A 19122-nucleotide genomic window follows, 5' to 3' on the forward strand; every position below is an offset into this window, starting at 1 on the left:
GAACACGTGAAATTCCGTCGGAATCCGGGAGGACCATCTCCCAAGGCTAAATACTCCCTAGTGACCGATAGTGAACCAGTACCGTGAGGGAAAGGTGAAAAGCACCCCGGAAGGGGAGTGAAAAAGATCCTGAAACCGTGTGCCTACAAGTAGTTAGAGCCCGTTAATGGGTGATAGCGTGCCTTTTGTAGAATGAACCGGCGAGTTACGATTTCATGCAAGGTTAAGTCAGAAAGACGGAGCCGCAGCGAAAGCGAGTCTGAATAGGGCGAATGAGTATGAGGTCGTAGACCCGAAACCAGGTGATCTACCCATGTCCAGGGTGAAGGTAAGGTAACACTTACTGGAGGCCCGAACCCACGTACGTTGAAAAGTGCGGGGATGAGGTGTGGGTAGCGGTGAAATTCCAATCGAACCTGGAGATAGCTGGTTCTCTCCGAAATAGCTTTAGGGCTAGCCTCAAGGGAAGAGTTTTGGAGGTAGAGCACTGTTTGGACTAGGGGCCCCCATCGGGTTACCGAATTCAGACAAACTCCGAATGCCAAAAACTTATCCTTGGGAGTCAGACTGCGAGTGATAAGATCCGTAGTCAAGAGGGAAACAGCCCAGACCACCAGCTAAGGTCCCAAAGTATACGTTAAGTGGAAAAGGATGTGGAGTTGCTTAGACAACCAGGATGTTGGCTTAGAAGCAGCCACCATTTAAAGAGTGCGTAATAGCTCACTGGTCGAGTGACTCTGCGCCGAAAATGTACCGGGGCTAAACGTATCACCGAAGCTGTGGATTGACATCTTTGATGTCAGTGGTAGGAGAGCGTTCTAAGGGCTGTGAAGCTAGACCGTAAGGACTGGTGGAGCGCTTAGAAGTGAGAATGCCGGTATGAGTAGCGAAAGAAGGGTGAGAATCCCTTCCACCGAATGCCTAAGGTTTCCTGAGGAAGGCTCGTCCTCTCAGGGTTAGTCGGGACCTAAGCCGAGGCCGAAAGGCGTAGGCGATGGATAACAGGTTGATATTCCTGTACCACCTATTTACCATTTGAGCAATGGGGGGACGCAGGAGGATAGGGTAAGCGCGCGAATGGAAATGCGCGTCCAAGCAGTTAGGCCGATGACGAGGCAAATCCCGTCATCATCAAGGCGGAGCTGTGACGGCGAGGGAAATATAGTACCGAAGTTCCTGATTCCACACTGCCAAGAAAAGCCTCTAGCGAGGTAAAAGGTGCCCGTACCGCAAACCGACACAGGTAGGCGAGGAGAGAATCCTAAGGTGAGCGAGTGAACTCTCGTTAAGGAACTCGGCAAAATGACCCCGTAACTTCGGGAGAAGGGGTGCTCTTTGGGGTGAATAGCCCCGAGGAGCCGCAGTGAATAGGCCCAGGCGACTGTTTAGCAAAAACACAGGTCTCTGCGAAGCCGCAAGGCGAAGTATAGGGGCTGACGCCTGCCCGGTGCTGGAAGGTTAAGGGGAGCGCTTAGCGTAAGCGAAGGTGTGAACCGAAGCCCCAGTAAACGGCGGCCGTAACTATAACGGTCCTAAGGTAGCGAAATTCCTTGTCGGGTAAGTTCCGACCCGCACGAAAGGCGTAACGATCTGGGCACTGTCTCAACGAGAGACTCGGTGAAATTATAGTACCTGTGAAGATGCAGGTTACCCGCGACAGGACGGAAAGACCCCGTGGAGCTTTACTGTAGCCTGATATTGAATTTTGGCACAGCTTGTACAGGATAGGTAGGAGCCTTTGAAGCGTGAGCGCCAGCTTACGTGGAGGCGTTGGTGGGATACTACCCTGGCTGTGTTGAACTTCTAACCCGCACCCCTGATCGGGGTGGGAGACAGTGTCAGGTGGGCAGTTTGACTGGGGCGGTCGCCTCCTAAAAAGTAACGGAGGCGCCCAAAGGTTCCCTCAGAATGGTTGGAAATCATTCGCAGAGTGTAAAGGCACAAGGGAGCTTGACTGCGAGACCTACAAGTCGAGCAGGGACGAAAGTCGGGCTTAGTGATCCGGTGGTTCCGCATGGAAGGGCCATCGCTCAACGGATAAAAGCTACCCCGGGGATAACAGGCTTATCTCCCCCAAGAGTCCACATCGACGGGGAGGTTTGGCACCTCGATGTCGGCTCATCGCATCCTGGGGCTGTAGTCGGTCCCAAGGGTTGGGCTGTTCGCCCATTAAAGCGGTACGCGAGCTGGGTTCAGAACGTCGTGAGACAGTTCGGTCCCTATCCGTCGCGGGCGCAGGAAATTTGAGAGGAGCTGTCCTTAGTACGAGAGGACCGGGATGGACGCACCGCTGGTGTACCAGTTGTCTTGCCAAAGGCATCGCTGGGTAGCTATGTGCGGACGGGATAAGTGCTGAAAGCATCTAAGCATGAAGCCCCCCTCAAGATGAGATTTCCCATAGCGCAAGCTAGTAAGATCCCTGAAAGATGATCAGGTAGATAGGTTCGAGGTGGAAGCGTGGCGACACGTGGAGCTGACGAATACTAATCGATCGAGGACTTTTCCTAGGCGATTTGCAAGGTTACAATACTTATTATCCAGTTTTGAAAGAACAACTCTTTCAAACTTTATAGTCTGGTGGCGATAGCGAAGAGGTCACACCCGTTCCCATACCGAACACGGAAGTTAAGCTCTTCAGCGCCGATGGTAGTTGGGGGTTTCCCCCTGTGAGAGTAGGACGTTGCCAGGCTGTGATCATATAATACATGAAACATACTAACCTTTATTCACATCGTCGCGGGGTGGAGCAGTCTGGTAGCTCGTCGGGCTCATAACCCGAAGGTCGCAGGTTCAAATCCTGTCCCCGCAATAAATGGTCCGGTAGTTCAGTTGGTTAGAATGCCTGCCTGTCACGCAGGAGGTCGCGGGTTCGAGTCCCGTCCGGACCGCCATTTAAATAATCAAGCAGGCAAAACGAAAATGACTTTCGTTTTCTTTTTTTATAAACTTATTTAGGATATACTAAAATAAACTACCTTAGGATGCAATCAATCCTAAGGTTTTTTTACGATTAAAGCTTACATGATTGAATAATGAATAGAGGGAGATTTAGTATGAGTACAATAGCTTTTTTCACATCAGGTGCAGAGGAGACTCAAGCTTTTGCAGAGAGGCTGGCTCAGTTGTTGCAAGCTAGAGATGTGATTTTGCTTGAGGGTGATTTAGGAGCGGGAAAAACGACGTTTACGAAAGGATTAGCGAAAGGACTTGGTGTTAAACGAACAGTAAATAGCCCGACGTTTACGATTATTAAAGAATATATGGGCAGGCTGCCGCTTTATCATATGGATGTATACCGAGTTCAGGATGAGGAAGAGGATCTTGGGTTTGATGAATACTTTTATGGAGAGGGTGTCACGGTTGTGGAATGGGCTCATTTAATTGAAGGGCAGCTCCCTAGTGAATATTTAAAGCTATCTCTATTACATCAAGGAAATGATGAGCGGAAAATTGAATTAATGCCTGTAGGAACAAGATATGAATCAATTTGTAAGGAGCTTTTAGGATGAAAGTATTAGCTATTGATACATCTACATATACGCTTGGAGTAGCTCTTTTGGATGGGGAGCAATTAATAGGTGAGTATACAACGGATTTGAAGAAAAATCATTCATTGCGAGCGATGCCAGCCATTGAGACGTTGCTAAAAGAATGTGAAGTGTCACCATCAGAGCTTGATAAGATTGTTGTTGCGAAAGGGCCCGGTTCATATACAGGTGTCCGTATTGGGGTAACGATTGCTAAGACGTTAGCTTGGTCTTTACAAATTCCGTTGTCCGGCGTATCTAGTCTGGCGACGGTTGCAGCTTCAGCAAAATATTTTCCGGCATATATTAGCCCGATTTTTGATGCGAGACGAGGACGAGTATACACTGGGTTATACCGATTTGAGAATGGAGAGTTGATCACTGTGAAAGAAGATCGAAATCTATTGCTTGAAGATTGGTGCAAGGAATTGAAGGAGTTAGGTCACCCTGTTTTATTTGCAGGTAAGGATGCGATTATTCATAAAGAAACAATTACAAATATGTTAGGAGAGCAAGCGGTCATTGGAGAGGCCAGTGTTCATTCACCGCGGCCGTCTGAGCTAGGGCGACTTGGTTTAGGCGCACCTGCTGAAGATGTGCACTCGTTTGTACCGAATTATATTCGTCTCGCTGAAGCGGAAGCGAAATGGTTAGAAGCGCAACAAGGAGCAGAAGAACGTCATGGTTGATTTAGCTGTACGTGAGATGACGCTTGATGATGTCGAGGGCGTATATGAAATTGAGAAGAGTAGTTTTTCTGTGCCTTGGACGAAGGAATCGTTTTATAAGGAAATCGATCATAATTTGTTTGCCTTGTATCATGTAGCTGAATCAGATGGTGAAGTGGTTGGTTACTGTGGTATGTGGCTGGTGCTAGATGAATCACAAATTACGAATATTGCGATTTTGCCTTCTCATAGAGGACATGGTTTGGGAGAAAAGCTTCTTGTGCATGTCATGAAAGCAGCGAAAGAAAAAGGGGCTACGGTGATGACATTAGAAGTGAGGGTAAGCAATACACCTGCTCAAAATTTATATAAAAAACTTGGTTTTCAGCCAGGTGGAATTCGCAAAAATTATTATTCCGACAATCAGGAAGATGCATTAGTAATGTGGGTGAGGTTATGATGAAAAAAGATACGTATATATTAGGGATTGAAACAAGCTGTGACGAAACAGCGGCAGCGATCGTAAAAAATGGTAGAGAAATTGTCGCGAATGTTGTTTCTTCGCAAATCGAAAGTCATAAACGATTTGGCGGAGTGGTACCTGAAATCGCTTCTCGCCATCATGTGGAAGAGATCACAATTGTAGTTGAAGAAACGTTGAAACAAGCAGAAATGACGTTCAAAGAGTTAGATGCCATTGCTGTAACGAAAGGTCCTGGCTTAGTGGGGGCGCTTTTAATCGGTGTAAATGCAGCGAAGGCTTTAGCGTTTGCTCATAACCTGCCATTAGTAGGTGTTCATCATATTGCTGGTCATATTTACGCCAATCGAATCGTTGAGGAAATGGCTTTTCCATTATTGTCACTCGTTGTTTCTGGTGGTCATACGGAGCTTGTATTAATGAAAGAGCATGGAGCCTTTGAAGTCATTGGAGAAACGCGTGATGATGCGGCGGGTGAAGCGTATGATAAAGTGGCGCGGACATTGAACTTGCCATATCCAGGAGGGCCACATATTGATCGCATGGCCGCAGAAGGCGAAGCTTCTATCGATTTTCCGAGAGCTTGGCTTGAGGAAGGCTCTTATGATTTTAGCTTTAGTGGGTTAAAGTCAGCGGTGATTAATACACTTCACAATGCCGAACAACGCGGAGAACAGTTGAAACCTGAAGACATTGCCGCAAGCTTTCAAGCAAGTGTTATTGATGTGCTAGTGACAAAAACGATCCGAGCTACGAAAGAGTTTCGTGTAAAGCAGGTGCTTTTATCAGGAGGCGTGGCAGCAAATAAAGGATTGCGAAAGGCATTAGAAGAGCAATTTGCTACGTTGCCAGAGGTGGAATTAATCATTCCTCCGCTTAGTCTTTGTACAGATAATGCGGCGATGATTGCTGCTGCTGGTACGGTGCTATTTGAGCAAGGAAAACGAGATGATTTCTCTATGAATGGTTACCCAGGGTTAGACCTTGAGCAATTTTAAGTAGAAGCTGTCCGATAAGAAGGGCAGCTTTTTTTCTTGTTCACAAATTGTTGATAAATCGTGAATAAACAAATATCATTTGTTGATAAGATGCTATGTGGTTCGATTGGAAAATGTTGATAATGTGGATAAGAAAGAGTGTTTTTGTGGATAAAGGGGATAACATTGTTAAGGTATTGTAAATAAAGTGTTTTGTATGTGGATAAGAATGTGTATAAAAAGTCGCCAGAGACACATGCTCTGGCGACTAGGGGTTAATCTTGAAGAAGCTCCCATTCTTCCATTAACTTGTCCACTTCCGATCGATTGTTCTCAAGCTGTTCATTGAGCTCGAATGATCGTTCATGGTCTTGAAATATTTCTGGCTGGCATAATAGCTCTTCAGCTTCGGCAATGTCCGCTTCGAATTTCTCAATTTGGTGTTCAATTTCTTCGAGGCGTCGACGCTTTTGACGTTCAAGCTTCTTCTGCTCTTTATCAACATAATAAGTAGAAGTGTCACTGGAGCTCGTGTCTACTTTGGTCGCAACAGCGGCTTCTTCTATCATCGCTAATTCTTCCTGCTCTAGCTTTTTAGCGACGTAATAATCATAGTCTCCGAGATATTCAGTCAGTCCTTCTGGTGAAAGCTCGATCACTTTAGAAGCCAGTCGATTGATAAAATAACGGTCATGGGATACGAATAAAATCGTTCCGGGATAGTCGATCAGCGCATTTTCGAGTACTTCTTTGCTATCTAAATCAAGATGGTTCGTCGGCTCATCGAGAATTAGGAAATTGGATTTTTGCATCATCAATTTAGCGAGAGCGAGGCGAGCTTTCTCACCGCCACTCAAGGTAGAAACGGGTTTTAATACATCGTCACCTGAAAAAAGAAAGTTTCCCAGTACGGTGCGGATATCTTTTTCCGGAGTGCCTGAATAGTCATCCCATAGTTCGTTTAATACCGTTTTATTCGAGGTTAATTCTGCTTGCTCTTGATCGTAATAGCCGATAGAGACATTCGTTCCGAGTGTAAATGCACCTGCTAACACCGGAAGTTTATTGACGACAGTTTTCAAGAGGGTCGATTTCCCAGCTCCATTCGGTCCAACGAGTGCGATGCTGTCTTCTCTGGAAACGAGTGTCGTTAAGTGGGGAGCGATCGTTTTCTCTTCATAACCGATAGATAAATCATTGACTTTTAACACTTCATTCCCGCTTTGCTTTTCAATCGTAAACAAAAAGCTGGCCGATTTCTCATCTCCATCTGGGCGGTTCATTAATTCCATCCGCTGTAATTGTTTTCTTCGGCTTTGTGCTCGTTTTGTTGTCGATGCACGGGCAATATTGCGCTGAATAAAATCTTCAAGCTTCGCGACTTGCTCTTGCTGCTTTTCAAACATTTTCATTTCTTTTTCATACTGTTCCGCTTTTTGAACTAAATATTTGCTGTAGTTTCCATGAAATTTCTTCACTTTATGGCGAGATACTTCGTATACTTGTGTGACCACTTTGTCGAGGAAGTAACGGTCATGCGAGACGATTAAAATCGCGCCGCTGTAGTTTTGTAAATATTGTTCAAGCCAAGAAAGTGTTTGAATGTCTAAATGGTTCGTCGGCTCATCGAGTATTAAAATATCCGGCTTCGTTAACAGTAGCTTTCCTAATGCAAGCCGTGTTTTTTGTCCGCCGCTTAATGTCGATATTTTCGTGGAGTAATCAAAGTCGTGAAAGTTTAACCCGTGCAAAATCGAACGGATATCCGCTTCAAATTGATAGCCGCCTAGCTCTTTAAATTTATTTTGTAGCACATCGTATTCACTCATAACTTTATTGTAAGTGGCTTCATTTTCATATACGTCAGGATTCGACATTTGCGCTTCGAGACGGCGAATCGTCTGTTCCATCTCTTGCAAATGAGCAAAGACTGACAGCATTTCCTCCCAAATGGATAGGTCAGATTCTAAGCCGGTATTTTGGGCTAAGTAACCGATCGTCACACCCTTTGGCTTCATAATTTCTCCGGAGTCATACGAAAGATGGCCAGCAATTATTTTTAAAAGAGTCGATTTCCCTGCACCATTGCGGCCAACGAGGGCAATTCGATCCTTCGTTTGTACTTCTAATTTTATATTTGATAGGATCAGTTCAGCTCCGAAATACTTCGATAGCTGTTGAACTTGTAACAAAATCATCTTTTTCACCTCTATTTTCAGTGTATCCCATTCTACTAGTAGGAGCAATGTTGTAAGTTTGTTTCTCTTAATTGTGAAAAGGTAGACAAAGGTATAGGACAAAAAACGTAAATTATTGTATCATAACACGTAAGGGAAAAATAATGGAAGCGTTAACAAGTAAGTTAGTTGTAGTTGTGGGGGTATGATAAATGAATCAAGATTCAACGAAAATTCCGCAGGCAACAGCGAAGCGTCTGCCGTTGTACTACCGTTTCATCCAAAATTTACACTCTTCTGGAAAGCAAAGAGTTTCTTCGGCAGAATTAAGTGAGGCTGTTAAAGTGGACTCAGCAACAATTCGTCGGGACTTTTCTTATTTCGGAGCACTTGGAAAGAAAGGGTACGGTTACAATGTCAGCTATTTGCTATCTTTCTTTCGGAAAACATTAGACCAAGATGAAGTGACCAACGTAGCGTTAATTGGTGTAGGGAATTTAGGGACGGCTTTTTTGAATTATAATTTCATGAAAAATAATAATACGAAAATCCAAATGGCCTTTGATGTAGCTCACGATAAAGTGGGGACCATTATTGGAGATGTTCCCATTTATCATTTAGATGATTTAGAGGAGAAGTTGAAGGAAGCAGCGGTCCAGGTGGCTATTTTGACTGTGCCCTCTCAGGCGGCTCAAGGCATTACTGATCGACTGGCTGCCTCTAACATTAAAGGACTGTTAAACTTTACACCTGCACGATTAACGGTTCCGTCGTCGATTCGAGTACATTACATTGATCTTGCGGTCGAACTACAGTCATTAGTCTATTTTTTAAAGCATTATCCAGAAGTAACAGAAGAAAAGCCGGAATAGAAAAATATTGAAAAATCGGGTATGATGAAGGGGAGGGGGTGGTGTACGGATGACAATGGGTATAGGCAGTATTATATTAATTGCTGTCGTAGCACTATTGATTTTTGGACCGAAGAAGCTTCCTGAACTTGGACGGGCAGCTGGAGATACATTAAAGGAATTTAAACATGCAACAAAAGGGCTGGCAGACGATGACGACAAGCCAGCAGACAAAAAAGATCCCCAGTAATGAAGGATGAATGATCATGAGTCGACAAGACATGACGGTATATGAACACATTGGCGAATTGCGAAAACGGCTCATTATAGTAGTCGTTTTCTTCTTCTTTGCTATGATCGCCAGCCTATTTCTAGCAGAACCAATTATTCGTTATTTACAGCAGGCCGATGAGGCGAAGGAATTAACGATGAACGCTTTTCGGGTAACCGACCCATTAAAGATTTATTTTCAAATGGCTTTTGTGCTAGCCATTATTATAACGTCACCAATGATCCTCTTTCAGCTTTGGGCATTTGTTAGCCCGGGATTATTAGAGAAAGAGAGAAGAGTGACACTTAGTTACATTCCGGTATCGGTGTTGCTTTTTCTAGGGGGATTGTCATTTGCTTATTTTATTTTATTTCCGTACATTATTCATTTCATGATGAATTTATCAGGGAAATTAAATATTGAGCAAGTGATTGGCATTAATGAGTATTTTCAATTTTTGTTTCAAATTACGATTCCATTCGGTTTTCTGTTTCAATTGCCTGTTGTCACCTTGTTTTTAACGAGGCTCGGCATCATCACCCCGATGTTTTTGGCGCAAATTCGTCGATATGCCTATTTCGTCTTACTAGTTATTGCTGCACTTATTACGCCACCAGATATTATGTCGCATATGATGGTGACTGTGCCACTGTTCATCTTGTATGAAGTAAGTATTTGGATTTCGAAAATTGGTTATAGAAAAGCGATAGCAGCAGAAATTGAAGCAGAGAATGTAGAACAAGAATAAAAAAGGCTGTCCAAAGGGCAAGTCCTCTGAATGAGAGGACCATCCCTGTATGGAACAGCCTTATTTTTTTTTGCTTTTCTTTAGACGGAAATGCATAAACACTAGACGAATACCTGAACCGATATCCATTGTAGCTAATAAAATTAACACATAAGCGAAAAAGCCAAAGCCGCTCGAATTGACCGTTTCAATCGCCCAGTAAGTAAATAGAACACCGAGAAATAAATAGAAAATCCCGGCGGTTAATGGTGATTGTCTCATTCAAACTCCTCCAAATTTAGTTAAACAGGCTATGAAAGCCAGGTAATGAAGCTTTGTAGCTGTTCCGCTTCTTTCATCATTCGTTCGATGTCATCTTTAAGAAAGTACTGCGCCATGACAACCATCGAGTTCATTGCTGCATGGGCAAAAATCGGCACGATCAGCCTTTTCGTTTTTACGTACAGATAGGCGAATGTAAAGCCCATAGCTGTATATAACAAAATATGCTCAAAATCCATATGAACAATTGAAAAAATGAAGGAACTAATTAGTGCGGATACTCCGAAAGAGAACTTTTCATATAAGCTCCCGAACACAACTTTTCGAAACACAATTTCCTCTAAAATCGGTCCGAACAATCCTACGGCGATCATCGTCGCTGGTACAGCTTCAATAAAGTTGATAATGCTTTCTGTATTATCAGAGCCCGGTTTAATGCCTATCATTGTTTCAATGTTGATGGCAATGACTTGCGAACTAAATGCTAGAAGTACCCCACCAATGGCCCATAACATCGAAGTCTTAGCTGATAGCGGCTCCATTCCTCTCAGTCGATTCTGTGGAGATTTTCGTAATATGAGTAAAATGATCAGCAAGGCTGACGTAAAGCTGATGAGAATCCAGATACCTGGTACGAGAACTTTCATCTGTTCAGGTTGCACTCCGAGGGCGAGCCCGGTTTTATATACAAGCGGGGCGCCAATAAAGCTAGAAAGTTGCATAATTACATACACAATGAGAATATAACCATATTCTTTTTTCAAATGAGAAAAGCTCCTTTATTCAAATTCAATTAAAGCCTATTTTACTAATAAAAGATGTGGGATTCAAACAGAATGATTAGAGGGATATTTGGCAAGAGGGAATGATTTGTAAAAAAAATTAGGCTTCTTGCTTGCAAAATAATTCCGAATTAATTATTATAATAATTGTGTTAGCACTCATGATTAGAGAGTGCTAATAAATTAAAAATTACATACATTATGAGGAGGTTGTTTCACTTGTTAAAACCACTAGGTGATCGCGTTGTTATTGAACTAGTAGAATCAGAAGAAAAAACGGCTAGCGGAATTATAGTACCAGATTCAGCAAAGGAAAAGCCGCAAGAAGGCAAAATCGTAGCAGTTGGTGCAGGTCGTGTTCTTGAGAACGGTGAGCGTGTAGCTCTAGAGGTAGCTGTTGGAGATCGCATCATCTTCTCTAAATATGCTGGCACAGAAGTGAAATACCAAGGATCAGAATACTTACTCCTTCGTGAAAGCGACATTCTTGCTGTCATCGGAGAATAATAGACGAATACGAATAAAAAAATAATCAGGGAGGTTTTACACATGGCAAAAGAAATTAAATTTAGCGAAGACGCGCGCCGTGCAATGCTTAGCGGGGTAGACCAATTAGCAAACGCTGTAAAAGTAACTCTTGGACCAAAAGGACGCAACGTGGTACTTGAGAAGAAATTCGGTTCACCTTTAATCACAAATGACGGTGTAACGATTGCAAAAGAAATCGAGCTTGAAGATGCATTCGAAAACATGGGTGCGAAGCTTGTAGCAGAAGTAGCAAGCAAAACAAACGACGTAGCGGGTGACGGTACAACAACTGCAACTGTACTTGCACAAGCAATGATCCGTGAAGGCTTGAAAAACGTAACAGCTGGAGCAAACCCAGTAGGTGTTCGTAAAGGTATGGACAAAGCGGTTCAAACAGCGGTTGAAGCGTTAAAAGAAATCTCTAAACCAATCGAAGGCAAAGAATCAATCGCTCAAGTAGCGGCAATCTCTTCTGCTGACGAAGAAGTTGGTCAATTAATCGCTGAAGCTATGGAGCGCGTAGGTAACGACGGCGTTATCACAATCGAAGAATCTAAAGGCTTCACTACAGAGCTTGACGTTGTAGAAGGTATGCAATTCGACCGCGGATATGCATCTCCTTACATGATCACTGACTCTGACAAGATGGAAGCGGTTCTTGACAACCCATACATCTTAATCACAGACAAGAAAATCACTAGCATCCAGGAAGTTCTTCCTGTACTAGAGCAAGTAGTTCAACAATCTAAACCACTTCTATTAATCTCTGAAGATGTAGAAGGTGAAGCATTAGCTACGTTAGTAGTGAACAAGCTTCGTGGTACATTCAATGCAGTAGCAGTTAAAGCTCCTGGATTCGGTGACCGTCGTAAAGCAATGCTTGAAGACATCGCCATCTTAACTGGCGGTGAAGTGATCACTGAAGATTTAGGACTAGACCTTAAATCTGCTAACATCACTCAATTAGGACGCGCAGCGAAAGTTGTTGTTTCTAAAGAAAATACAACAATCGTTGAAGGTGCTGGCGATGCAACTCAAATCGAAGCTCGTGTAAACCAAATCCGCGCTCAATTAGAAGAAACAACTTCTGAATTCGACAAAGAAAAACTACAAGAACGTCTAGCGAAATTAGCTGGTGGCGTAGCAGTAATCAAAGTTGGAGCGGCGACTGAAACAGAACTGAAAGAGCGCAAACTTCGCATTGAAGATGCATTAAACGCGACTCGTGCAGCTGTTGAAGAAGGAATCGTATCCGGCGGTGGTACAGCACTAGTAAACGTATATAACAAAGTCGCTGCTATCCAAGCAGAAGGCGACGTAGCAACAGGTGTGAACATCGTTCTTCGCGCACTAGAAGAACCAATTCGCCAAATCGCTCTAAACGCTGGCCTTGAAGGCTCTGTCGTAGTCGATCGCCTAAAACGCGAAGAAATCGGCATCGGCTTCAACGCAGCAACAGGTGAGTGGGTCAACATGATCGAAACAGGTATCGTAGACCCAACAAAAGTAACTCGTTACGCTCTACAAAACGCAGCATCCGTAGCAGCTATGTTCTTAACAACAGAAGCTGTAGTAGCTGACAAGCCAGAAGAAAACGCTGGCGGCATGGGCATGCCTGATATGGGTGGAATGGGCGGAATGCCTGGCATGATGTAATTCAGCCCTTGAAACCCTAATAAAGGTTTTAAGTAAGATATAAGCACTTTTAGAGAGGTTTCTCATAAGTTGTTCAAACTTGTGAGAAACCTCTTTTTTGTTCATAAATGCCATTAAGAGTTAATGATATTGAAGTCCGTTGTTTCAATAATTTCAATTACTTCTCCGTTTAACCCTTCAAAAAGGGCGTTATGTACAATTAGTTCTGGCTGACCTAATGTTAAGAAGTCTGGTTTTGCTATTTCCACCGCCTTATTGTCTAGCGCCCTTTGGTACACTTTTTCAACATCTGAAACGTAGATGGCAAAGTGGAGCAAGGCACCGTAGCTGACATCATTCCGATTTGACGATTTTCTACCTTGAGCAGGTACTTCAGCCTTGCGATCAAATACTTCAATGCAAGTTACTCTATCTGGAGAAACTAACATAGTCGCTTCATCAATTTTATAAGAAGGTAATGTCCATTTATGTCCTTCTGTAAAACCAAAAACGGTTTTATAAAATTGAATGGTTTCCTCATAATCATTTGCCATTAGTGCAATGTGTGCAAGTCCTTGAGTTTGCATATTCTCATTCCCCTTTCTTATAATCATTGTATGGGATGAGCTAACAGATAAACATAAGAGAATCAAGGCGATTCCCAATATAACTTGCATAACATAAGGCAATAAATGAATAAACTTTACTTAAATAAGGTGGCTTGTCGCATTGTGAATAAATCCAACCATTTAGACCAGATCGATTATCAAATACTATCTATATTAAAAGAAAATTCTAGAACACCTATTGCTGCGATTGCTAAAAAAATACATATGTCACAACCAGCAGTAAAAGAGCGGCTAATCAAGATGGAGGAGTCGAAGGTAATAGACGAGTATACACTTAATCTTGGAGAAACCTTTCAGGGAATGATTACATTTGTTTTGTTAAAAACAAGCATGTGTATGGAAGTCGAGAAATTTTGCAAAGATCATAAAAATGTTGTAGACCTTCATCGGATGAGTGGAGATGATAACTATTTATTGAAAGTGAGCACAAAAGATACAGACGAACTGACTAATTTCCAACAACAATTAGTGAAATACGGACCATCGAAATCATTGATTCGAACGAAAAGGATATTTGAAGACAATTACTCTTTGATGGATTAGTATTAATCATTAAAGAGTTAGAGTGAGCAGTTGTGGCGCAAAGTCTCACACTTAACTTGATTCATCTTAGCTATTTTGTGAAGAAGCAATATCTTCACTAGCATAAGTAGAATTCTCAATTTCTATTGTCCATTTTCTTGACATAGTATCATAATAAAAAGGAGAGGGGTGAAGCCGATGTTTGAAGAAATAGATCATAAGAAAGCTCAATTAGACGCGTTGCGACCGTTGCCAAAATATATGGTGAAAAGTTTACGAGAGAAGCTTCTGTTAGAGTGGACATACAATACAAATGCTATTGAAGGTAACACGCTGACATTGAATGAGACAAAAGTTGTATTAGAAGGAATTACGGTCGGTGGCAAAACGATGCGAGAACATTTAGAAGTTATTAACCATCGAGAGGCGATTCGTTATGTTGAGGAAATTGTTCAACGTGCTGAAGAGTTGTCGGAATGGCAAATTAAAAGCTTACATCGTCTCGTGTTAAAAGGAATCGACGATGAGTATGCAGGAGTTTATCGTGATCAGCAAGTGTTTATTGCTGGTGCGAAGCATACGCCTCCAGCCCATTACTTAATTAAAGAACAGATGGAGAACTTGATGGAGTGGTACGAGTCGGAGGGGCAGCATTTGCATCCCGTTACACGTGGTGCTATGCTTCATGTTATTTTCGTCGGTATTCATCCGTTCATTGATGGAAACGGTTGTACATCACGATTACTGTTAAACTTAGAGTTAATGAAAGAGGGCTTCCCTCCAGTCATTATCAAAGTAGAGAATCGCCTAGCTTATTATGAAGCGCTGGATAAAGCTCATACATTAGAGGACTACTCAGATTTTATTGATCTGGTGAACAAGGAAGTCCATGATTCGCTTGATCTATACTTAGGTGCACTAAGTTAAACATAAAAATTTTATGAAAAAGCCAAAGTAAAGACTACTTCTTAGAACGATCGGAAGTAGTCTTTTTTAATGTTTCTAATTAAAATATAAAATCGTTATAAAACTCACGTCAAAATCTCAAGTAAGTCTTTCGTTGCTAAGGCATTTAGTGCTGAGCAGATGATTAAGAAGAAAAGTACCCAGCTACTCCAGTAAAAATCACCGTTATTTTTGGTTTTATTTATTTCAAGGGTGGATAATTGATAGTTTTATTCTTCACTAGTGTGAATAAACCACTTGATTTGTTCTTTATAAAGAACTAAAATAAACATAAATAAAGAACGTGTAAAGAAATAGAAACAATAAGATTCATTTGCGACCAAGTTAGAGGAGAACAATTTAAGGGGGATCAATAGATGGTTGTTGGAGTAAGCGCTGTTGATAAGTATGAAACGACTTTTCAAAGGAAGGGTCTTGAGTTACGTATGCTTCGTAGGGACGCTTCTTCTGTGGAAAGAGTTGTTGAGTTGCTCAAGAATATCGAGTCAGAGTTTTTATTTCCGACTGATTCAGAGGAAATGCTACATATGTATGCGGAAAAGCTGATTGAGAATGGCTATAACTTTGTGTTAATGAAGGGTGGTTTAGACGTGGGGCTGCTTTCGGTGTATGCGAATGATTTTACAACGAAAATGGCTTTTTGTAGCACGATTGGATTATTACCATCTTACCGTGGGGGATATACGATTATTACTTTCATTAAATTTGGCATTGAGTTTTTACAGGAAGTGGGGATGAACTTCTGTAAAGCGGAAGTTTCTAAAGACAATACAAAATGGATTGCTTTGTTAAAGAGGTATGGATTCCAGATTGAGCGTGAAACGGATAACGACTCTTATATACTCGTTCTAGATCTATATAAAAAGAAATGAAAAAGAGCACTCCCACTTTAAATAACGGCTCATTTGTCAAAAATGGAAGTATGCTTATTGTGCTATTATTGTTGATTTCTGCGGCTGTATGGCTTAGTTTTCTTCAGTTCCGTTCGCCAGAGGTTGTTCCTAAAGAAGTTGGTTTTGAAGAATTTTCGGCTGGGCGAGCGTTGGAGGATTTAAAGGAGTTTGCGGTGAAACCACATCCGCTCGGATCTGAAGAGCATGATCGTGTGAGAGATTATTTAATGACATCTTTGAAGAACTTAGGTGTGTCTCCTGAAATTCAAAAGCTAGAAGGGGATGGGGCAGTAGAAAATATTGTTGCTAGAATACGAGGCGAAGATTCTTCCAGTGCGGTGATGGTTGTTACGCATTATGATTCCGTTCCAGAAGGTCCGGGTGCAGCGGACGCGGGTTCCGCTGTCGCTGCTATTTTAGAAACGGTAAGAATCTTAGTGGAATCTGAACCTCTCAAAAATGATGTTATTGTTTTAATCTCTGATGGAGAAGAAGTTGGTCTGCTTGGGGCCAAGGCGTTTGTCGAGTTTCATCCTTGGGCGAAAGATGTCGGAGTGGCGTTGAATTTTGAGGCGCGTGGCAGTATGGGCCCTTCCATTTTGTTTGAAACGAATGAAGGAAACGAACGAATGATATCTGAGTTTATTAAAGGATCTCCCAATCCAATTGCTCATTCCTTTCTATATGATTTATATCAGGAATTACCGAACGAAACGGACTTTACGGTGTTTAAGAATGCAGGGATGTACGGCTTGAATTTTGCTTTTGTTGAGGGATTTAAACATTATCACACTCCTAACGATACGGTAGAGAACTTAAGTGTAAATAGTTTACAGCATCACGGGGAGAATATGCTTTCTTTAGTTCGGCACTTTGGCAATATGAACTTAGTGGCGAAAGAGGATGGGGACAACATATTTTTTAATGTGATCGGCCATAAGGTGGTTACTTATTCGGAAAAGGTTGTTATGCCCCTAATGGTATTTTTGATTATAGGCTTTATTTTTACGTTTGTTCATGGGTATAAACGAAAAAAGTTAACGATTTTAGGAACGCTTGCTGGGATTATTCTCTTTATTCTTTCATTATTATTAAGTTATGAAATTGGTGAGCTAGCTAAAAATATTTTAACGAATATATTCACAGAAACAGTATGGATAATTCAGTCTGAAATGAGCATTAGTCATCCGGTTTTTGTGGGATTTATTTTCATTGTATTTTCGATTATCACCTTAATCGATCAATTCGTCGGTAAAAAAATTAATTTCTTTAATCTTGCCATGGGTGCTTGGCTTGGTTGGCTCATTCTTGTTATGTATGCTAGCTTTCAATATCCCGGATCAAGCTATATTTTTGCATGGCCATTATTATTCGGATTAACGGGCATGAATCTACTGTTTCTTTTAAAGAATGCGGTTTCCATCAAGGGCTATTCTATCACAATGGCCTTTGCAGCATTAGCGATTCTGATCACTGTGCCTGCTCTGTATGTAGTGTATATATTAGTAACGATCGAATACATGAGTATATTATTAGTTCTCACGGCATTATTAAGTGCTTTTATCATGCCAATCATCGCTACATTGCGATTAAAAGTGACGGCTGGATTATCTTGTAGTTTGTTTTTGGTTGGAATCGTGATGATTGCTGGTAAAACGATGGACTTGTTTTAACATAATCCGGGAGAAGTCCTCTTCCTCAAGGAGCGTGAAGGGCACAGACCAGCGAGTAGGGAGGGGATGAATCTCGGTTCGGCACAGCCGAAAAGTGTTTCGTTGAGGACCTCCCGAACTTTGTCGAAAGAAAAAAGGATGGAATTTCCCATTTACTCTTGATAGGAACATACATTCGTTTTATAATGATGACAAAGGAGGGGATCTCATGTATCGAACGTTGAAAACGGACTTTAGAGCGCCACAGTCCACGTTTCAACAGTTATTTCACCTACGTCGGATTTGCGGAACGATTTGGAATGATTGTGTGCAACTGGCTCGGTATTATTACCGGATTCACGGCAAGTGGATTAACAAAAGCAACCTTCAAGCTGAACTCAAAGGCTTGTATCCTCTTCACAGTCAGACGATCCAAGCGGTGTGCCACAAGTTTTTGCGTGCTCGAGAAGGGGTTCGCCAAGCAAGAAAAACGAACAAGTCTATCCGGTATCCATACAAAGAGAAGTTCGTGTTCCATCCTAAATGGGTCGACAAATCTTTCGTTTTAGAGGGACGGAAACTACTACTTAGCTTAGGAAGGTGGCAAGGAAAACAACAGACACCGCTCGTGTTGACGCTCGCCTCGGTTCCAGCTGGTGTGGTTAAAGAAGTAGAACTCGTCTATGACGGCCGATGGCATGCTTGTTTGTCGTATGAAGATGGCATTGAGCCTGTACCGATTCAAGACGGTCATACAGCCGCGATTGATCCAGGTGAGATTCATACAATTGACGCCGTCAGTACGAGCGGCCAAGCGCTAGTGATTTCGGGCAGAAAGATGCGCAGCATTCACCGATTGCGAAACAAAAAAGTGAGAGAGCTGCAAATCCTCATGAGCCGGTGTCAAAAAGGGTCGAGGAAATGGCGCCAATACAACCGGGCGAAGAAGTACATTCTCTCCAAAAGTGAACGACAGCTAGGAGATCTCCTGCATAAGACGACTCGTGCTTTTGTGAACTGGTGCGTGGAGCAAAAGGTCGGGCATGTCGCTCTTGGCGATGTGGAAGGCGTCCAGCGGCACACAAGCAAACGAAACAAAAAACGAAAACGCCTCCGTTCCAAACGAGTGAACCAAAAACTAAGCAACTGGAGTTTTGGGAAACTCACGAAACAGTTGGCTTATAAATTAGAGGCGGCTGGCGTCTCCTTATCAAAAGAAAACGAAGCCTATACGACGCAAGCATGCCCTGCTTGCGGAAAACGAAACAAAGTCCGTTCACGAAACTACCAATGCTCATGCGGCTATGAGCGGCATCGGGACATCCACGGTGCAGGGAATATCTTATCTCAGTACTTGCACGGGAAGTTTCGAGAAGTGATGCTAACTGACATCACGTATCTACGTCCTGTACAGGCGTAGTAGATGGGCAGAACCGCCCCAGAGGGAGTTCGACTCTCTCTGTTGCTTACGGTGGCAGCAAGCCGTCGAGAGATAACTTGCGTCAAGACCACTGCTTCCATATGGGAGCGTCAGTCCCCAAGAAAGACGAGGGT

The 19122-nt window shown here is 42.6% G+C and carries 18 protein-coding genes, 2 tRNA genes and 2 rRNA genes (1 of these 22 running past the window's edge); 18 read left to right on the plus strand and 4 right to left on the minus strand.

Going from position 1 to position 19122, the window contains the following annotated elements; all coding sequences use genetic code 11:
* From ACSVDJ_RS02700 to tsaD, 8 genes are all read left to right on the plus strand, one after another.
* Positions 1-2507 (plus strand): 23S ribosomal RNA (locus ACSVDJ_RS02700); it begins 426 nt to the left of the window's first position.
* A 66-nt stretch (positions 2508-2573) separates the two neighbouring features.
* Positions 2574-2689 (plus strand): 5S ribosomal RNA (rrf, locus tag ACSVDJ_RS02705).
* A gap of 46 nt (positions 2690-2735) precedes the next feature.
* Positions 2736-2809 (plus strand) — tRNA-Met (locus ACSVDJ_RS02710).
* A gap of 5 nt (positions 2810-2814) precedes the next feature.
* A tRNA-Asp gene (locus ACSVDJ_RS02715) sits at positions 2815-2891 on the plus strand.
* A 162-nt stretch (positions 2892-3053) separates the two neighbouring features.
* Positions 3054-3509: a tRNA (adenosine(37)-N6)-threonylcarbamoyltransferase complex ATPase subunit type 1 TsaE gene (tsaE, locus tag ACSVDJ_RS02720; RefSeq protein WP_439170828.1), complete on the plus strand. Its 456-nt coding sequence runs from the start codon at positions 3054-3056 to the stop codon at positions 3507-3509.
* Positions 3506-4216, plus strand: coding sequence for a tRNA (adenosine(37)-N6)-threonylcarbamoyltransferase complex dimerization subunit type 1 TsaB (gene tsaB, locus ACSVDJ_RS02725; RefSeq protein WP_439170829.1), 711 nt, complete (start codon positions 3506-3508; stop codon positions 4214-4216). The genes tsaE and tsaB overlap by 4 nt, the downstream gene beginning before the upstream one ends.
* A complete protein-coding gene (gene rimI, locus ACSVDJ_RS02730) occupies positions 4209-4655 on the plus strand; it encodes a ribosomal protein S18-alanine N-acetyltransferase (RefSeq protein ID WP_439170830.1) in 447 nt (148 codons plus the stop codon). The genes tsaB and rimI overlap by 8 nt, the downstream gene beginning before the upstream one ends.
* Positions 4655-5674 carry a tRNA (adenosine(37)-N6)-threonylcarbamoyltransferase complex transferase subunit TsaD gene (gene tsaD, locus ACSVDJ_RS02735; protein WP_439170881.1) on the plus strand — a complete coding sequence of 340 codons (1020 nt, stop codon included), beginning with the start codon at positions 4655-4657 and terminating at the stop codon, positions 5672-5674. The genes rimI and tsaD overlap by 1 nt, the downstream gene beginning before the upstream one ends.
* A gap of 254 nt (positions 5675-5928) precedes the next feature.
* On the opposite strand, the gene ACSVDJ_RS02740 is transcribed toward tsaD, so the two are convergent.
* A complete protein-coding gene (locus tag ACSVDJ_RS02740) occupies positions 5929-7851 on the minus strand; it encodes an ABC-F family ATP-binding cassette domain-containing protein (RefSeq protein ID WP_439170831.1) in 1923 nt (640 codons plus the stop codon).
* Positions 7852-8042: 191 nt separating this feature from the next.
* Here ACSVDJ_RS02740 and ACSVDJ_RS02745 point away from each other — a divergent pair, with 191 nt between their 5' ends.
* The 3 genes from ACSVDJ_RS02745 to tatC are packed head-to-tail and all read left to right on the plus strand — an operon-like array spanning position 8043 to position 9700.
* Complete coding sequence (locus tag ACSVDJ_RS02745; RefSeq protein ID WP_439170832.1) at positions 8043-8702, plus strand: redox-sensing transcriptional repressor Rex; 660 nt, start codon at positions 8043-8045, stop codon at positions 8700-8702.
* Between the two features lie 49 nt (positions 8703-8751).
* Positions 8752-8931, plus strand: a complete 180-nt coding sequence (locus ACSVDJ_RS02750) for a twin-arginine translocase TatA/TatE family subunit (RefSeq protein WP_094833896.1) — start codon at positions 8752-8754, stop codon at positions 8929-8931.
* A gap of 16 nt (positions 8932-8947) precedes the next feature.
* Positions 8948-9700 (plus strand): twin-arginine translocase subunit TatC, encoded by a 753-nt coding sequence (gene tatC, locus ACSVDJ_RS02755; protein WP_439170834.1) that lies wholly within the window; start codon positions 8948-8950, stop codon positions 9698-9700.
* Positions 9701-9760: 60 nt separating this feature from the next.
* On the opposite strand, the gene ACSVDJ_RS02760 is transcribed toward tatC, so the two are convergent.
* A complete protein-coding gene (locus ACSVDJ_RS02760; RefSeq protein ID WP_439170836.1) occupies positions 9761-9961 on the minus strand; it encodes a YdiK family protein in 201 nt (66 codons plus the stop codon).
* Between the two features lie 29 nt (positions 9962-9990).
* The gene (locus tag ACSVDJ_RS02765) at positions 9991-10725 is read right to left on the minus strand and encodes a CPBP family intramembrane glutamic endopeptidase (protein ID WP_439170837.1); all 735 of its coding nucleotides are present in this window, start codon (positions 10723-10725) and stop codon (positions 9991-9993) included.
* A 237-nt stretch (positions 10726-10962) separates the two neighbouring features.
* On the opposite strand from ACSVDJ_RS02765, the gene groES reads away from it, so the two are divergent.
* Positions 10963-11250, plus strand: a complete 288-nt coding sequence (gene groES / locus ACSVDJ_RS02770; RefSeq protein WP_439170838.1) for a co-chaperone GroES — start codon at positions 10963-10965, stop codon at positions 11248-11250.
* 42 nt (positions 11251-11292) lie between these two features.
* Positions 11293-12927, plus strand: coding sequence for a chaperonin GroEL (groL, locus tag ACSVDJ_RS02775; RefSeq protein ID WP_439170839.1), 1635 nt, complete (start codon positions 11293-11295; stop codon positions 12925-12927).
* Between the two features lie 113 nt (positions 12928-13040).
* On the opposite strand, the gene ACSVDJ_RS02780 is transcribed toward groL, so the two are convergent.
* The gene (locus ACSVDJ_RS02780) at positions 13041-13493 is read right to left on the minus strand and encodes a VOC family protein (RefSeq protein ID WP_439170841.1); all 453 of its coding nucleotides are present in this window, start codon (positions 13491-13493) and stop codon (positions 13041-13043) included.
* 144 nt (positions 13494-13637) lie between these two features.
* Here ACSVDJ_RS02780 and ACSVDJ_RS02785 point away from each other — a divergent pair, with 144 nt between their 5' ends.
* From ACSVDJ_RS02785 to ACSVDJ_RS02805, 5 genes are all read left to right on the plus strand, one after another.
* Positions 13638-14078 (plus strand): Lrp/AsnC family transcriptional regulator, encoded by a 441-nt coding sequence (locus ACSVDJ_RS02785; protein ID WP_439170843.1) that lies wholly within the window; start codon positions 13638-13640, stop codon positions 14076-14078.
* A gap of 177 nt (positions 14079-14255) precedes the next feature.
* A complete protein-coding gene (locus ACSVDJ_RS02790) occupies positions 14256-14984 on the plus strand; it encodes a Fic family protein (protein WP_439170844.1) in 729 nt (242 codons plus the stop codon).
* Between the two features lie 395 nt (positions 14985-15379).
* Entirely contained in the window at positions 15380-15895 is a 516-nt protein-coding gene (locus tag ACSVDJ_RS02795; RefSeq protein ID WP_439170845.1) for a GNAT family N-acetyltransferase, read from the plus strand.
* Positions 15892-17589, plus strand: coding sequence for a M20/M25/M40 family metallo-hydrolase (locus ACSVDJ_RS02800; RefSeq protein ID WP_439170846.1), 1698 nt, complete (start codon positions 15892-15894; stop codon positions 17587-17589). The genes ACSVDJ_RS02795 and ACSVDJ_RS02800 overlap by 4 nt, the downstream gene beginning before the upstream one ends.
* 208 nt (positions 17590-17797) lie before the next feature.
* The gene (locus tag ACSVDJ_RS02805) at positions 17798-18988 is read left to right on the plus strand and encodes an RNA-guided endonuclease InsQ/TnpB family protein (RefSeq protein WP_439170847.1); all 1191 of its coding nucleotides are present in this window, start codon (positions 17798-17800) and stop codon (positions 18986-18988) included.
* The last annotated feature ends 134 nt before the right edge of the window (positions 18989-19122 follow it).

This window comes from Bacillus sp. Hm123 (assembly GCF_051842975.2).
In the GTDB taxonomy this organism is placed as follows: Bacteria; Bacillota; Bacilli; order Bacillales; family Domibacillaceae; genus Bacillus_CE.

What these genes read in the sequence shown, in the direction of transcription:
- tsaE (WP_439170828.1), top strand. Translation starts at nt 3,054, where the DNA reads ATGAGTACAATAGCTTTTTTCACATCAGGTGCAGAGGAGACTCAAGCT.
- tsaB (WP_439170829.1), top strand. Translation starts at nt 3,506, where the DNA reads ATGAAAGTATTAGCTATTGATACATCTACATATACGCTTGGAGTAGCT.
- rimI (WP_439170830.1), top strand. Translation starts at nt 4,209, where the DNA reads ATGGTTGATTTAGCTGTACGTGAGATGACGCTTGATGATGTCGAGGGC.
- tsaD (WP_439170881.1), top strand. Translation starts at nt 4,655, where the DNA reads ATGAAAAAAGATACGTATATATTAGGGATTGAAACAAGCTGTGACGAA.
- ACSVDJ_RS02740 (WP_439170831.1), bottom strand. Translation starts at nt 7,851, where the DNA reads ATGATTTTGTTACAAGTTCAACAGCTATCGAAGTATTTCGGAGCTGAA.
- ACSVDJ_RS02745 (WP_439170832.1), top strand. Translation starts at nt 8,043, where the DNA reads ATGAATCAAGATTCAACGAAAATTCCGCAGGCAACAGCGAAGCGTCTG.
- ACSVDJ_RS02750 (WP_094833896.1), top strand. Translation starts at nt 8,752, where the DNA reads ATGACAATGGGTATAGGCAGTATTATATTAATTGCTGTCGTAGCACTA.
- tatC (WP_439170834.1), top strand. Translation starts at nt 8,948, where the DNA reads ATGAGTCGACAAGACATGACGGTATATGAACACATTGGCGAATTGCGA.
- ACSVDJ_RS02760 (WP_439170836.1), bottom strand. Translation starts at nt 9,961, where the DNA reads ATGAGACAATCACCATTAACCGCCGGGATTTTCTATTTATTTCTCGGT.
- groL (WP_439170839.1), top strand. Translation starts at nt 11,293, where the DNA reads ATGGCAAAAGAAATTAAATTTAGCGAAGACGCGCGCCGTGCAATGCTT.
- ACSVDJ_RS02780 (WP_439170841.1), bottom strand. Translation starts at nt 13,493, where the DNA reads ATGCAAACTCAAGGACTTGCACACATTGCACTAATGGCAAATGATTAT.
- ACSVDJ_RS02790 (WP_439170844.1), top strand. Translation starts at nt 14,256, where the DNA reads ATGTTTGAAGAAATAGATCATAAGAAAGCTCAATTAGACGCGTTGCGA.
- ACSVDJ_RS02795 (WP_439170845.1), top strand. Translation starts at nt 15,380, where the DNA reads ATGGTTGTTGGAGTAAGCGCTGTTGATAAGTATGAAACGACTTTTCAA.
- ACSVDJ_RS02800 (WP_439170846.1), top strand. Translation starts at nt 15,892, where the DNA reads ATGAAAAAGAGCACTCCCACTTTAAATAACGGCTCATTTGTCAAAAAT.
- ACSVDJ_RS02805 (WP_439170847.1), top strand. Translation starts at nt 17,798, where the DNA reads ATGTATCGAACGTTGAAAACGGACTTTAGAGCGCCACAGTCCACGTTT.